The sequence below is a fragment of the Bradyrhizobium sp. genome, assembly GCF_047605465.1.
Lineage (GTDB): Bacteria > Pseudomonadota > Alphaproteobacteria > Rhizobiales > Xanthobacteraceae > Bradyrhizobium.
This window is the reverse complement of record NZ_JASGFS010000020.1, coordinates 1-14,659: the sequence shown is the minus strand read 5'-3', so window position 1 is coordinate 14,659 and position 14,659 is coordinate 1. Positions and strand designations below refer to the sequence as shown.

12 protein-coding genes and 1 pseudogene are annotated in these 14,659 nt (G+C 66.2%); 6 read left to right on the top strand and 7 right to left on the bottom strand.

Translation table 11 applies throughout. The annotated features are described in order from the left end of the window. Positions 1-4 precede the first annotated feature (4 nt). The 3 genes from QM712_RS17350 to QM712_RS17340 all read left to right on the top strand — a co-directional run bounded on the left by QM712_RS17350 (position 5) and on the right by QM712_RS17340 (position 3,876). Positions 5-1,783: a NirA family protein gene (locus QM712_RS17350; protein ID WP_415024342.1), complete on the top strand. Its 1,779-nt coding sequence runs from the start codon at positions 5-7 to the stop codon at positions 1,781-1,783. Next, entirely contained in the window at positions 1,780-3,393 is a 1,614-nt protein-coding gene (locus tag QM712_RS17345) for a sulfite reductase subunit alpha (RefSeq protein WP_415024341.1), read from the top strand. The genes QM712_RS17350 and QM712_RS17345 overlap by 4 nt, the downstream gene beginning before the upstream one ends. 330 nt (positions 3,394-3,723) lie before the next feature. Next, complete coding sequence (locus tag QM712_RS17340; RefSeq protein WP_415024340.1) at positions 3,724-3,876, top strand: hypothetical protein; 153 nt, start codon at positions 3,724-3,726, stop codon at positions 3,874-3,876. Between the two features lie 87 nt (positions 3,877-3,963). Here the strand turns inward: QM712_RS17340 and QM712_RS17335 are convergent, their stop codons facing one another. The 3 genes from QM712_RS17335 to pxpB are packed head-to-tail and all read right to left on the bottom strand — an operon-like array spanning position 3,964 to position 6,531. Beyond that, positions 3,964-4,734: a LamB/YcsF family protein gene (locus tag QM712_RS17335; RefSeq protein ID WP_415024339.1), complete on the bottom strand. Its 771-nt coding sequence runs from the start codon at positions 4,732-4,734 to the stop codon at positions 3,964-3,966. Between the two features lie 31 nt (positions 4,735-4,765). Then, on the bottom strand, positions 4,766-5,803 hold the full coding sequence (locus tag QM712_RS17330) for a biotin-dependent carboxyltransferase family protein (RefSeq protein ID WP_415024338.1): 1,038 nt from the start codon (positions 5,801-5,803) through the stop codon (positions 4,766-4,768). Next, positions 5,800-6,531, bottom strand: a complete 732-nt coding sequence (pxpB, locus tag QM712_RS17325; RefSeq protein WP_415024337.1) for a 5-oxoprolinase subunit PxpB — start codon at positions 6,529-6,531, stop codon at positions 5,800-5,802. Before pxpB ends, QM712_RS17330 begins: the two co-directional genes overlap by 4 nt. Positions 6,532-6,769: 238 nt before the next feature. Here pxpB and QM712_RS17320 point away from each other — a divergent pair, with 238 nt between their 5' ends. Together QM712_RS17320 and QM712_RS17315 are read left to right on the top strand one after the other, a co-directional pair. Next, positions 6,770-7,468 carry a ribonuclease activity regulator RraA gene (locus QM712_RS17320; RefSeq protein WP_415024336.1) on the top strand — a complete coding sequence of 233 codons (699 nt, stop codon included), beginning with the start codon at positions 6,770-6,772 and terminating at the stop codon, positions 7,466-7,468. Positions 7,469-7,491: 23 nt separating this feature from the next. After that, positions 7,492-7,896: a cupin domain-containing protein gene (locus QM712_RS17315; RefSeq protein ID WP_415024335.1), complete on the top strand. Its 405-nt coding sequence runs from the start codon at positions 7,492-7,494 to the stop codon at positions 7,894-7,896. A 97-nt stretch (positions 7,897-7,993) separates the two neighbouring features. On the opposite strand, the gene QM712_RS17310 is transcribed toward QM712_RS17315, so the two are convergent. The 3 genes from QM712_RS17310 to QM712_RS17300 form a co-directional block, all read right to left on the bottom strand. Then, entirely contained in the window at positions 7,994-8,350 is a 357-nt protein-coding gene (locus tag QM712_RS17310; RefSeq protein ID WP_415024334.1) for a hypothetical protein, read from the bottom strand. A gap of 174 nt (positions 8,351-8,524) precedes the next feature. After that, on the bottom strand, positions 8,525-9,976 hold the full coding sequence (locus tag QM712_RS17305; RefSeq protein ID WP_415024333.1) for a short-chain fatty acid transporter: 1,452 nt from the start codon (positions 9,974-9,976) through the stop codon (positions 8,525-8,527). Between the two features lie 48 nt (positions 9,977-10,024). Beyond that, a complete protein-coding gene (locus QM712_RS17300; RefSeq protein ID WP_415024332.1) occupies positions 10,025-13,429 on the bottom strand; it encodes a molybdopterin-dependent oxidoreductase in 3,405 nt (1,134 codons plus the stop codon). A gap of 121 nt (positions 13,430-13,550) precedes the next feature. Between QM712_RS17300 and QM712_RS17295 the strand changes: the two genes are divergently transcribed. Beyond that, positions 13,551-14,243, top strand: a complete 693-nt coding sequence (locus tag QM712_RS17295) for a GntR family transcriptional regulator (RefSeq protein WP_415024331.1) — start codon at positions 13,551-13,553, stop codon at positions 14,241-14,243. Positions 14,244-14,245: 2 nt separating this feature from the next. Here QM712_RS17295 and QM712_RS17290 read toward each other — a convergent pair. After that, positions 14,246-14,626 (bottom strand): annotated as a pseudogene (locus QM712_RS17290) (DUF2147 domain-containing protein); the annotation flags it as partial. Positions 14,627-14,659 lie beyond the last annotated feature (33 nt).

Genomic DNA, 14,659 nt, shown 5'->3' with positions numbered 1-14,659 from the left:
GACCATGAAAATCGAAACGCTCTCAGTCGATTTCACCGACGAGCAGAAACGCTACCTCGAAGGCTTCACGACCGGCCTGCAGATCAGCCGCGTCGGTCGCGGTCTGGGTGGCGCGGGCACGGCCAGTGCCGAGCCCACCGGTCCCGATGCCGTGCACATCAAGGCGCAGGACAAGGTCGTCGCTTCGGGCAGGAAGCTCGCCGACCAGGAGAAGTTCAAGCGCGAGGAGCATCCGTTCGATGCCTATCCGCGCCTTCGCCGGCAGGCGCTCGACAATGCGCCGCCGAGTCCGGCCGACAATTTCCGCTGGCGCTATTTCGGCCTGTTCTACGTCGCGCCGGCGCAGGATTCCTACATGTGCCGCCTGCGCATTCCGAACGGCATCATGAAGCACTGGCAGCTCTCGGGTCTTGCCGATCTCGCCGATGAGATGTGCGGACCGTTCAGTCATGTGACGACACGGGCCAATCTGCAGCTTCGCGAAATTCCGCCGAAGAACGCCGTGAAGTTGATCGAGGGCATCCAGGACCTCGGCCTTTGCTCGCGTGGCTCCGGCGCCGACAACATCCGCAACGTCACGGGAACGCCGACGGCGGGCATCGATCCGCAGGAACTGATCGATACGCGGCCTTATGCGCGGGAATGGCACCATCACATCCTCAACGACCGTTCGCTGTACGGATTGCCGCGCAAGTTCAATGTCGCCTTCGATGGTGCCGGCAGGATCGCGGTGCTCGAGGAGACCAACGACATCGCCTTCACCGCGGTCGAGGTGAAGGACGGCTTCGGCGTCGAGCCCGGCGTCTGGTTCCGGCTCGGTCTCGGCGGCATCACCGGGCATCGCGATTTTGCGAAATACGCCGGCATCATCGTCAAGCCGCAGGATGCCACCGCCGTGGCGGACGCGATCGTGCGCGTGTTCATCGAGACCGGCGACCGTACCAACCGCAACAAGGCCCGGCTGAAATACGTGCTCGATGCCATGGGCCATGACGGATTCATCAAGCTGGTCGAGGAGCGGTTGAAGAGCCCGCTCGTGCGTGTCGCGGACGACGCGTTTGCGCCGCGCCCGGCATCCGACCGCATGGCGCATATCGGCGTACACAGGCAGAAGCAGGACGGCCTGAACTGGATCGGCGTGTCGGTGCCGCTCGGCAAGATCACCTGCGACCAGATGCGTGGGTTGGCGAAGGTCGCGCAGGATCTCGGCGACGGCGAGGTCCGCCTGACCGTCTGGCAGAACCTGCTGATCCCGGGCGTCCCGGACCACAATGTCGAACTCGCCGTCGCGGCGGTCAGGCGGATCGGGCTCGCGGCCGAGGCTTCGCATATCCGTGCCGGCCTGATCGCCTGTACCGGCAATGCGGGCTGTCGCTTCGCCGCCGCGAACACCAAGCGCCATGCCGCCGAGATCGGCGACTGGTGTGAACCGCGCGTCGCCATGGACACGCCCGTCAACATCCACGTCACCGGCTGCCATCATTCCTGCGCGCAGCATTACATCAGCGATATCGGATTGATCGGCGCACGCGTGCCGGTCGGCGAGGAGGATACGGTCGAGGGCTATCACCTCTTCACGGGCGGCGGCTTCGGCCCCGACGCCGATGTCGGGCAGGAGGTCTATCACGACCTCAAGGCCGAGGATGCACCGAAGACGGTCGAAGCATTGCTCAAGGCCTACATCGCCCATCGTTCGTCGCCCGACGAAAGCTTTCTCTCCTTTGCGCGCCGCCACGACGGCGAAACGCTGCGCAAGCTCGCAGATGCCGAGGTGTCCTCATGAACCAGATCAGTCCTCCGCCGCGGCTCGACATCATTCCCGCGAGCGCGCCGTTTTCCGAGGCGCAGCGTTCCTGGTTGAACGGCTTCTTCGCCGGCCTCCTGTCGCCGGACGCGGCCACGCCGCTGTCGGCGGAGCAGGGGGCTGCCGTCATGCAGGGAGCCGCCGGCGATGGCGACGACGGCGAAGCGCCCTGGCACGACCAGACCATGCCGATCACCGAGCGCATGACGCTCGCCGAAGGCCGCCCCGTGCGGCGGAAGATGATGGCGGCGATGGCGCAGCAGGATTGCGGCCAGTGCGGCTATAATTGCCACGACTATTCGGAGGCCATCGCGAGCCGCAGCGAGGCGCGGCTCAACCTTTGCGTCCCCGGCGGCAAGGAGACCGCGCGGATGCTGAAGTCGCTCTACGAGGAGCTGGACAAGGCTCCTGCGGTCAAGGCCGCCGAAAAGCCGGATGCGGTGGCGGCGCCTGCCGTGACGGTGACGATCGCGGAGCCGGGCCGCTCGCGCGACAATCCGGTGGCGGCGACCTTCCTGTCCCGGCGCCTGCTCAACAAGGGCGCTTCGGAGAAGGAGACCTATCACATCGAGTTCGATCTCTCGGAGAGCAAGCTCGATTATGTCGTGGGCGATTCCTTCGGCGTTTTTCCGCGCAACGATCTCGGACTCGTCGACCAGATCATCGCGCTGCTCGGCGCGTCCCACACGACGAAGGTCAACGGCAAGACTCTGCGCCAGGCGCTGGTCGAGGACGTCTCGCTGTCGCCGGCACCCGATACGTTGTTCGAACTGGTCTCGTTCATCACCGGCGGCGCGCAGCGCGAGAAGGCGCGGGCCCTGGCGCAGGGCGAGGATCCCGACGGCGATGCCGCGACGCTGGACGTCATGGCCGCGCTCCAGAAATTCTCGGGCACGCGGCCGCATCCCGAGGCGTTCGTCGAGGCGCTCGAGCCGCTCCAGCCGCGGCTCTACTCGATCTCGTCCTCGCACAATGCGACGCCAGGGAAGCTGTCGCTGACCGTCGATTCCGTGCGCTACGTCATCGGCAAGCGCAAGCGCATCGGCGTCGCATCGACCTTCCTCGGCGAGCGGATCGCCGACGGCGAGAAGCTGAAGGTCTACGTGCAGAAGGCACACGGCTTCGCCTTGCCTCAGGATCCGAAGACCCCGGTCATCATGATCGGCCCGGGCACCGGCATCGCGCCGTTCCGCGCGTTCCTGCTCGACCGCAGGGCGACGGGCGCTCCCGGCAAGAACTGGCTGTTCTTCGGCCATCAGCGCAGCGATTGCGATTTCTTCTACCAGGACGAGCTCAACGCGATGAAGACCTCGGGCCTGCTGACGCGTCTGTCGCTGGCCTGGTCGCGCGACGGCGAGAAGAAGTTCTACGTGCAGGATCGCATGCGCGAGGTGGGCCGCGAATTGTGGACGTGGCTTGCCGAAGGCGCGCATCTCTACATCTGTGGCGACGCCAAGCGCATGGCAAAGGACGTCGAGCGTGCCCTCGTCGACATCGTGGCCCAGTTCGGCGCGCGCTCGACCGATGAAGCCGTGAGCTTCGTTGCCGAGCTCAAGAAGACGGGGCGCTTCCAGGCCGACGTCTACTAAGACGTGGTGCGATCGACGTGAATCCTCCCGGTCGCGCAGCGGCGGGCCGCCGATCCGGCGGTCCGCTTCTCCTGTGCATGGGGTTGTTTTCGATGTTTTGCCGGGCCGGCGCATGAAGCCGCGCTTCGCCCTGTCATCGCGTCGTCATCCGGTTCGGTTCCGGCTGGCTAGGAGTTTAACGAATAAGATTCTTGGAACTTGCCGGTGAAGAGAATTTGCATCTGCGATGGGGTCCTTTGAGAGGACCGGCATCGCTATTTCCGCCGCTGTCTTGCCTGCCGCAGGGGGTGATCGTTCATAATCCCGCAAATGGAGCGTTGGAGATCGACCATGCGCGAACTATCGGCGGAAGCCAGACTGCACCTCTACGCGCGCTCGCTCTCCCGGCGGACCGGAGCGAGCATCCATCACGTTGCGCTGTACAGCGCCTTCGCGGTCATCGCCGCCATCGTGTTCGGCACGCTCTCGATGCACCCGTTCTGACTCGTCGGTCCGGGCGTTGAAGCCGAATCCGGAACCTTACGATTGCGGGTCCGATGGCTTGGCATCATCGCGGAATGACCACGGCCCTCACGTGCCGCGCTTGAACGGCGCCACCTCGATCCCCGCATCCTTCAGCGCCTGACGCAGCCCCCGGGCGATGTCCACCGCGCCCGGCGTATCGCCGTGGATGCAGACCGTGTCGGTACGCATCTGGATCACCTTGCCGCTGACAGAGACCACCGCGCCGTCCTGCACCATGCGCACCACGCGGTCGGCGATCGCCTTGGCGTCGTGCAGCACCGCGCCGGGCTTCTTGCGCGAGACGAGGTTGCCGTCGTCCTCGTAGGCGCGGTCGGCGAACACTTCGTGCACCATCGGCAGGTTGGCGGCTTCGCCGGCCTTCACCAGTTTCGAATTGGCGAGCACGACGAAGATCAGGCCGGGATCGACCGCCTTGATGCCGGCGGCGATCGCCTTGGCCGTCATGTCGTCCTCGCAGGCGACATTGGAAAGCGCGCCGTGCGCCTTCACATGCGTCACCTTGTGGCCGGCGGCGGTCGCGATCGCCTGCAACGCGCCGATCTGGTAGGCGACGAGGTTCTCGATCTCGGAGGCCTTCAGGCCCGCGATCGGATGCCGGCCGAAGCCGTGCAGGTCGCGATAGCCGGGATGTGCACCGACCGAGACGCCGCGCGCCTTCGCCAGTTCGACCGTGCGGCGCATGATGTCGGGATCGCCAGCGTGGAAGCCGCAGGCGACGTTGACCGAGCTTGCGAGCTCGATCATCGCGGCATCGTTGCCCATTTCCCACGCGCCGAAACCTTCGCCGAGGTCGCAATTGAGATCGATCGTCTTCATGGTTGCTCTCCGCCTCTGGTCGTCCTGTCTCTTACGGTTCGGCCGTCACCTGCCACGTTGCGGCATCGATGGCGCTGACCGCCTGGCCCGCCACATTGGCATCCTGCAACGCCTCGATGTTGAACGCGACGCTGCCGGATGGCCGCAGCCGGTCAGGCAGGTTGCGGATCAACTGCGCGAACTTCCTTGCCTCGTCCTGCGCCTCGGCCATGCCGACCGCCTTGAAGCGGAATGCCGTTCCCGCCGAGGTCTGCGCGAGGCGGCCGAAATCGGCCGTGATCACCGTTGCGATCTTCGGGTAGCCGCCGGAGGTGCCGCGATCCATCATCAGCACGATCGGCGAGCCGTTGCCGGGGACCTGGATGCTGCCGTTCACGGTCCCGTCGGAGACGATGTTGTGGCCGTGCAGGTGCTTGATCGCGGGCCCTTCGAGCCGGTAGCCCATGCGGTCCGACGTCGCCGAGATCTTCCATTCGCTGTCGAGGAACAGCGCCTTGTTGGCGTCGTCGAACTCGTCGTCCTGCGGACCGAACAGGACGCGGATCGGTCCGCTCGCGGGCTTGGGCAATTCGATCCGCAAGTCGCTCGCGCCGCTGGCGGCATCGACGCTGAATTCGTCGCCAGTCTGGAGCGGGCGCGGGTAGGGACTGCCGAGACCGGCGCGGGCGTTCACGGCGAGGCTGCCGAACACCAACTCGCCGCGGATCGCCCCTTCGATCGCGAGATAGGTGAAGGCGCCGCCGCGGGCGAAGCCGAGCGTCAGCGTCTCGCCGTCCTTCAGCGTCACCGACGTATCCATGGTCACCGGCCGCCCGGCGATGTCGGCATTGCGCGGCGCGCCTGCGATCGCCACGCGCACAGCGCCGTCGTGGGCGGTGAAGGAGGCGCCGAACGGGCCGATCTCGATGGCCGCCGCGAACGGTTCGTTGCCGACCAGCGTGTTCGCCGCGGCCAGCGACAGGCGGTCCATCGCCCCGCTCACCGTCAGGCCGTAGCGCTGCGCGCCGAGCCGGCCGCCGTCCTGGACGGAGCTGGCCGGTCCGATGCTGGCGACGACGAGCCTGCTCATCCCGCCACCTGTTCGGCGATGATCTCGCCGGCTTCGGCGGCGCGGTCCAGCTCCTCGAACGTCTTGTGGTCGATGGCGAAAAACGTCACGCGATCACCGGGTTCGGTGAGAAAGGTGGGATTGCGGTGGAGCTGATAGGTCCGCACCGGCGTGCGGCCGAGCAGGTGCCAGCCGCTCGGCGCAGCCAGGCACTGGATGCCCGCCTGGATACCGCCGATCGAGATCGTGCCGGCGGGCGTGAAGAGCCGCGGGCTCTGCCGCCGTGACATGTGCAGGGATTTGTCCAGACCGCTGAGATAGGACCAGCCCGGCGTGAAGCCGATCATGGCGACCCGGTAGTCGCCGCCGGCGTGACGGGCGATGATGTCGTCGGGCGTGGTGCTCAGGGTCTTGGCGACATCCTCGAGGTCGATGCCGTGTTCACCGCCATAGGCGACGGGAATGCGCCAGCGCCGCGCCTTGGTTGCGGGCGGCAGCGGTTCGCAGGCGATCGGGAGAATTTTCTCGCACAGCGCCTCGAAGCCGATCTTGCCGGGGTCGTAATGCACCAGCAGCGAACGGTAGGTCGGGATCGTCTCGGAGATGCCGTCGATGGCGGCGGCAGCGAGCGCCTTGTCGAGCGCGAGCACGCGCTCATTGGCATCGTCGTCGATGGTGCGGCTGAACTCGACCGTGACGGCGCTGTCGCCACTTGGCAGAAGGCGGGGCGGGGGAAGCGTCGCGGCCATGAGCTGTCGAAATGCAAGCCTCTGGAGGAACGCGGGCTCGAGCCTCCGAGATCCGCATCCCCTGCTTCGCGTAAATGCGCCCGCAAGTCCAATAAATTAATGCAAGGGGACACGATAAAGCCTTGTTATCGCGTCGCATAACAGCCCTGCCGGACGCCGTCATGGCCCTTGACGCAAGGCCTGCGGCTCGCAAGATGCGCGGCGTCGTTTCCCGCCCATTCGGAGCTCGTTGCCGTCCATGTCGCTGTCCCCCGAAGCCCGCAAGACCCTCGCCGGCATCACCACCGCCACCATCACCACGGTCCTGCTGAAAAAGGGCCTGCGCAACGTTTGGATGCGCGGCGCGCGTCCGCTGCGCCCGGGTCTGCCGCGGCTGGTCGGGCCGGCCTTCACCTTGCGCTTCGTGCCCGCGCGTGAGGATCTGGCGACCCCGGAATCCTGGTCCTCGCCGATCTCGACCCGGACCGCGATCGAGGCGATGCCGGAGGGCTGCATCGCCGTGGTCGACGCCATGGGCATCACCGATGCCGGCATCTTCGGCGACATCCTGTGCGCGCGCATGGTCAAGCGCGGCGTCACCGCGCTCGTCACCGACGGCGTGGTGCGCGACGTCGAGGGCGTGCTCGGTACCAACCTGCCGGTGTGGTGTGACGGCTATGCCGCTCCGCCGTCCGTCGCGGGCCTGACCTTCGTGGGCTGGGGCGAGCCGATCGGCTGCGGCGGCGTGGCCGTGTTCCCGAACGATATCGTGGTCGCGGACCAGGACGGATGCGTGCTGATCCCGCAGGCGTTGCTCGACCACGTCCTGGCCGAAGGCGTCGAGCAGGAACGGATGGAAGCCTGGATCGTCAACGAGGTGAACAACGGCGCGGTGCTGCCCGGCCTCTATCCCATGAACGCCGAGACCAAGGCGCGCTACGCCGCCAGCAAGAAGTAACAGCAAGCAAACGAGGTAACCTCATGGACATCCACGTCGCAGGCACCCGGCCGACCCGCCGCGCGCCGAAGGAAAACTTCACCGGCACCGTGTTGCAGGACCCCATCAACATGGCGCCCGCGCCGGCGCGGCTGAACGTCTCGCGCGTGTCGTTCGAGCCCGGCGCCCGCACCAACTGGCACCATCATCCGCTCGGGCAGACGCTCTACGTGATTTCGGGCGTCGGCCGCGTCCAGACCAAGGGCGGCCCGGTCAAGGAAATCCGTCCCGGCGACACCGTCTGGATTCCGCCGGGGGAAGTGCACTGGCACGGTGCCTCGCCGGGCAACAGCATGTGCCACATCGCCATGCAGGAATCGCTCGACGGGGTGTTCTCGACCTGGCTGGATCCGGTAACGGACGCGGACTATTCGGCCCCGCTCGGCTAGTCTTCCTGCTGCGGACAAGACGCATCGCGCGAGCGATGCGTCGCCCATCCGCGATCCCGGAGCCGCGGCGTGAGGAACGGCGCAGCGTCCGGACGGCTCACATTCTTTCCGCCGTCCACGTTCCCGTGCACAGGGCGCCGCGCCAGGTGCCGGAGCCGGAGGTGCCGCTCAGCCGCCCGAAGCCGACCGCGCGCTTGATCCCGGTGCTCAAGGTGACATTGATGCTGCCGGCATCCGCCACGCGGCCCGATGCCGTCACTGCGACGCTGCCCGATGCGATCTGACCGTTGCTGATGCCGATCGAGACGGTGGCGCCGTTGCCGCAGGCCTCGCTCGACGAGGCGATACGCACGTTCCACGCGCCGTCGAAGGTCGAGGCCGCAGCGCCCGCCTGCGAGAGCGGGAAGGCGATGGCGACGATGGTGGCGAAGATACCCCTGCGAAAACCGTTCATGACACGCCCCTGTGCTCTGAGTTCCCGGGCATCCTGACAGGGGCCCGAGGGAGGCGATGTGAGGGACGTCACGCCGGGCCGCGGCTTTGCCGGGGCTCCGCAGATGATCTTGTGATCGGGGGCACACATGGGCAGCGGCATATTCCGCTGCCCATGCCTTGCCTGTTCAGGGCCTCAGGGGAGGACCGGCGGATGATATGTGAAGGTCGACATCAGGATCGCCGCCACGATCATCACGATCGGGAAGTGGATGAGGAACTGGATCGACGTGTAGCCGATCAGATCCTTCGATTTCAGTCCGAGGATGCCCAGCAGCGGCAGCATCCAGAACGGATTGATGAAGTTCGGCAGCGTTTCGGCGATGTTGTAGACCATGACGGTCCAGCCGAGATGCGCGCCGACGGCGTTGGCGGCCTTCATGATGTAGGGCGCCTCGATGATCCACTTGCCGCCCGCGGACGGGATGAAGAACCCGAGCACAGCGGAGTAGATTCCGACGAGGAAGGAGAACACCGTCGAACTGGCCGAGGCATCGACGAACCAGTGCGCGATGGTATCGGACAGCGTCACGCCCTTTTCGTTCGGCACCTTGGTGAGCATCTGGGCGATGCCGGCGTAGAACGGAAATTGCAGCAGCACGCCCGAGACGCTCGGCATCGCCTTGGAGAACGCCTCGAGCAGGCTGCGCGGACGCCAGTGCAGCAGGATGCCGAGGATCAGGAAGACGAAGTTGTAGGTGTTCAGGCCCGACAGCGTGATGAGCGGATTGCCGGACTGGAAGGTCTGCCAGAGCCACCCGAGCGCCAGGACGACGATCAGGATCGTCAGGATCGGGCTGAACTCGAGGAAGTCACCCGGCCGGGTCGCCGCCTTCGGCTTGATCGTGTCGTCCTCAAGGGAGACGCCGAGATCCTCGGCGGTCTTGGTCTGGGCCGGGTTCGGCGCCGTCAGGTAGCAGATCACGGCCGACACGACGGTCACGAGGACGGTCGTGAGCAGGTTCTGCCAGGTCAGGATGGTCTCGGAAAAACCGATGACGCCGGTGATCGGCAGCAGCGAGCTTGGAATGCTGGCCGCATTGGCCTGCAGCTGCGCGGCCGAGGAGGTGATGCCGAGCGTGAAACCGCAGCCCAGGCCGAGATAACCGGCCGCGCCCGCGGCGCGATAGTCGAGCTTGATGTCGGTGCGTCGCGCGATCTCGCGCACGAGCAGGCCGGAGAAGATCAGGCTCAGGCCCCAATTGACCAGCGAGAGCAGAATGCTCAACACGCCGACGAACACCACGGCGCCGCGCCCGGTGGACGGCACGGCGGCGAGCCGCCGCAGCGCCGCCGCGATCGGTGGCGACATCGCGACGACGTAACCGCCGATCGCGACCAGGGCCATCTGCATCGTGAACGGAATGAGATTCCAGAAGCCGTCGCCGAACGCGCGGCTCACGGCGAGCGGAGATCCGCCGTGGACGATCGTGCCGACCGCGATCGCGATCACGGCGATCAGAACGAAGACATAGGCGTCCGGAAACCAGCGCTCGGAGAAGATCACGAGACGCTGCGAGAACCTCGCCAGCGGATTGGTATCGGTGGAATCATTCTCCCGAAAGGAATCCCCAGAAACAGTCGTCATTATTCAGCCCCCTGTTGGTCGTGATGGTCTTGGTCGAAAATCATGTGATCAAAGCGCAAGCGTAAGCTCGGAGAGCGGCACCGCCTGGCAGGTCAGGCATTGGTCGGCCGCGCCATCGGACTCGCCGAGGCTTGCCACACGGCCGTCGACGATGCGCATGGCGCAGCTTTCGCATTGGCCGACGCGGCAACCGCTCGGAAGCGGCACGCCAGCGGCATGCGCGGCATCGAGCAGCGTGCCCAGTTCGGGCGACCACACGAAGCTGGTGTCGCTGCCGGCGAGGTGAACGGTCTGCGGCTGCAGTGTCGCCGGGATTTCGGGCGGAGACACGAAGGCTTCCGCGAAGATATCGAATCTCGGCATGCCGCGCTCGACGAGGCGCGCCGTCATCGAGGACGTGAAGTCCGAAGAGCCGCAGAGATAGGCGAGGGGACGCCGGGAGATCAGGGCATCGACCGCAGCCAGGTCGGGCCGGCCGGCAATGTCGTAGTCCTCGTGCAACCGGTCCCCCGCACGCGGCGCCGTGAACGCCGTGATCAGCTTCAGTTCCGGGAGCTGTGTCTTGAGCTCGCGGAGCCGTCCGGCGAAAGGATGCGCGTTGCCGTTGCGGCACGTATAGACCAGCAGGACCTCGTTCACGCGCTCGGCAGGTTGCAGCGCCAGCATCGCCTCGAGGTGGCTCATGAACGGCGTGATGCCGACACCGGCCGCGAGGAAGACGAGAGGCCGATCGCCCTGCAATGGCGGGGTGAAGATCCCGCCCGGCGCTTCGAGCTCGACCTCACTGCCGACCGTGAGGCGATGGATGTGTTCCGACAGGTGAACGCCGTTTCCGGCGGAAGCCTGGTCGTTCGACGACTGCCTCCTGACGCCAACGGAGAGCACGTTCTCGCCGCCATGCCCGGTCAGCGAATAGGCGCGCGTGACATCCACGCCGGGCAGGCTCAGCAGGACGTATTGTCCCGGCCGGTACGCTGGAACGGCTTCGCCGTCTTTCGGAGCAAGGTCGATCGCGACGACGTCGTCGGCCTCGTGGCGAATGTTCTTGACGAAGAAGGCGCGCCGTCCGGTCCAGCGTCCGCGGTTCGCCGCCTGGTCGCGGCGGATGTCGCAAATCGTGGCGCGCAGGGGGACCGAGCCGCTCACGGGATCACGCGAGGCATCACTCAGCGCATCGTTCATGTTGGACGTGGCGAAGCCTGCCGGCGGCGTCAAATTGCGTCCGAGCGGCGGACAATCCTCCCACCAGCCGAACTCGGCCAGCACGACGCGATCGTCGAGGGAGTCGTTGAGCCTGACCCGCAGCCGCACCTGGCCGGACGGCGTTTCGACGATCGCCCAATCGCCTTCTTCGAGGCCTTGCCGTGTCGCGAGCGCCTTGCTGATCTCGACGGCAGGTTCCGGCGATTTCTTGCGGAGCGATGCCACGTGCCGATGCGAGCTGTGCACGAACCAGCCGCTCTTCGCCGTCGTCAGCACCAGCGGAAACCGCGTGCCGGAGGTTTCGGTCATGGGGCTCTCGGCCGGCTCGACATGGCCGGCCAGGGGCGGATAGCCGTGATCGAGCATCAGCTCGGAATAGATCTCGACGCGCCGTGTCGGCGTGACGAAGCCGGCGATCGTTCCGTCGGTCTTCCGGTCGGCGTATTTCTCGTGATGGAACGGCTGGGGAAAGCGGACGCCTTCGGGACTCCTGCGCAAATCCTCGATGGTGATGCCGAGGGGCGCCAGTTGATAATTCCAGCCGGCACGGATGTCGCCGCCGAAGAACTGTTCGGTCATGCCCATGCGCACGGCCAGTTCCGCGACGATCTCGTAATCCGCCTTGCTCTCGCCGAGCCGGGGCAGCATCTGCGGCCGGAACTGGATGGTCTCGACGGCAGCCTGCGTGATCTCGAAGCCGATCTTCAGGGCATCCCTTTCCCAGGGCATGCTGGCGGGAAGCACGATGTCGGCATTCTCGGCCGTGGGATTCATGAACATGTCGACATGCACATGGAAGTCGATCGCGCGGAGCGCCTCGCGATTGCGCGAGGAATGTCCCTGCGACACCACGAAATTCGTGCCGAAGCTCATCAGTGCGCTGACGCGATACGGCTCGCCCTTGAGGACCGCGCGGCTGAAATCGCGTGCGGTGATCCATCCGCGGCTCGGTGGTCCCAGCGGCAATTCGTCGAGGCCGAGGGCCTTTTCCTTCTGTCCCGGCGGCAGCAGGCCGATGTCATTGACCGCGCGCGTCGGCGGTGGGACCTGCCAGACATTGCCTCCCGGCCGGTCGCATGCGCCGGTCAGGGCATAGAGCGTCGCGATCGCACGTTCCGTGGCGGTCGCGTTGGTGTGCTGCCCGACGCCGGTCCATGAATGATAAGCGAGCCTGGGGCTGTTCTCGAAGAGCGTGCAGAACGCGGCGACCTTTTCTTCGTCGAGCCAGGTCGTCTCGGCGACACCAGCGAAGGTGTAGGGCAGGGCCTCGGCAGCGAGCCGCGCGAAGGCTGTTCTGGCGGCGATCGTCCGTCCGTTCACCCCTTCGAGAGTCGCTTCGGCATCGAGGGTGCAATTCGCGGGGTCGAGGATCTCCGTGCGCGGATCGTGCGCCCGCGGCTTGCCGGATTGATCCAGCACGACGAACAAGTCACGCGATTGATCCAGCCACAGGTCGATCGCCCGGACGAAGCGGCCGGTCTGCGCGTCGACCAGGAATGGCGCATTGGTCCAGCGCGTCACGAAAGCCGCATCGAACGCGTTCGTCGAAATCAGGTGCCGTATCGCGGCCATCGCGAGCGCGCCGTCGGCGCCGGGGCGAATGCGCAGCCACAGGTCGGCCTGCTGTCCCGATCCATTCGGCTTGGGATCGACGACGGCGATGCGCGCGCCGCGGCGGCGTGCATCCGCGACGCGCGTCGCCTGCGCAAGCCACGTCCGCGCCGGATTGTGTCCCCACAGCACGATGACGTCCGCGTTGTCGTAGTCCGGAAAGCCGATCCCCCGGCCGAACGTCAGCGCGTGGGCGAAATCCTTGTGCCAGCCGCACACTTCGACGGCGTAGATCAGATTGGGGCTGCCGTAGCACCGGATGAACCGTTCGACCCATTCGAAGCTGTCGACCATCGGCGTGCCGCTCGGCGTGGTCACGGCAAACGCAACGGACTCCGCGCCCGTGGTGCGGCGGATCTGCCCGAGTTTCCCGGCGATCTCGCTCAAGGCCTCGTCCCAGCTGATCCGCACCCAACCGGGGTCCGCGGCGTCGCGCGGAGCCGTTCGGCGGAGCGGGTAGGTCAGGCGGCGCGGACTGTGCACCATCTCCGGCGCGGCGCGGCCCTTGGAACACAGAGCGCCGCCGGTCGGATGCCCCGGCGCGTTCTCGACCGCGACCATGCGGCCGTTCTCGACGACGGTGATCGAACCGCATCGCGAACGGCACAGAGTGCAATAGCCGGGGTAGCGTTCCGACATAGACAGCCCAAGAGTAGCGCATTAGAGTAGCGCGCTACATGCTTCGCTGAGGGCACTGTCATGTCAAGTGCATTCTTTGGGCGGTGCTGATAGATCGGGCAGCAATCGAGGCTGGAGAGACATGGACCAGAATCTGCGCGAACAGGTTGTGCAGCAGGTGCGCGCGGAGATCATTTCCGGCCAGAGCTTGCCCGGAACGATGTATTCGGTGCCGACTTTGGCGACGAGCCTTGGTGTCTCCACGACCCCCGTGCGCGAGGCGCTGCTGGAACTATCGCGGAGCGGCCTCATCGAACCCGTGCGCAATCGTGGGTTCCGGGTCGTCGAACCGAGCATGACGGAGCTTCGCAATCTCTTCGACCTGCGTGAGGTCCTGGAGCTTCACGCCGCGACGCTGGTCGCGCGGAAGCCGCGCAAGGATCTCAGCGAACTCGTTCCCTGGGCGGAGGACATCGCACGCGCGGTCCGGACCGAGGACATGAAGCTGTACATCGAGGCCGACCGAAGCTTTCACCAGGTCCTGACGGCGGCGGCCGACAATCCGCGCCTGACCGAGATGGTGATGAGCCTGCGCGACCAGATGCGCCTCTACGGCATCAAATCCCGCGCGGGCCTTGCCCGGCAGAATGAGTCCGCGAGCGAGCACTTCCGGATCATCGAGCTGGCGAGCGCGGGAAAAGAGGAGGCTCTCGCGAACCTCCTGCGCTACCACATCAGGGCCTGGGAGCCGATCTTCGTCGAAGCCCTCTCACAGGTCGGCGCCTTTCGTGAGCCGATCGCCGCCACGCGCAAGCGGCAGGCCTCCGCGACCTAGCTTCAGTTCATGCGGGTCCAGGTCTGGCCGCCGCAGAACATGCCGCCGAAGGCGCAGCCCTGAACCCGCAGGCGGTCCGTGCCCTTCAACGCGATCGTGGAATCGTAGGTCGAGCCCGTATTGGGATCGAGGATGCGGCCCGACCATTTCTGGTCCTTGCCGGGCTTCATGTTGATCAGGACCTGCTCGCCGTTCTGGTTCGATTTGGTATCGACCGAATAGCCGCAGAGATTGTTGCCGCATTGTTCGATCCGGACTCGTCCTTCCTTCTCCTCCGTGAGCCAGACGCCGAGCGGTGAATTGGGATCGCGTGCGGGCGCGGCCGCGGGGGGCGGGGCGACGGCGGCGGCCTGGACGGGAGCGGGCGCCGGTGGCGGAGGCGGCTACTCGGGAGGGGGTTCGGGCGGGCTGACCTG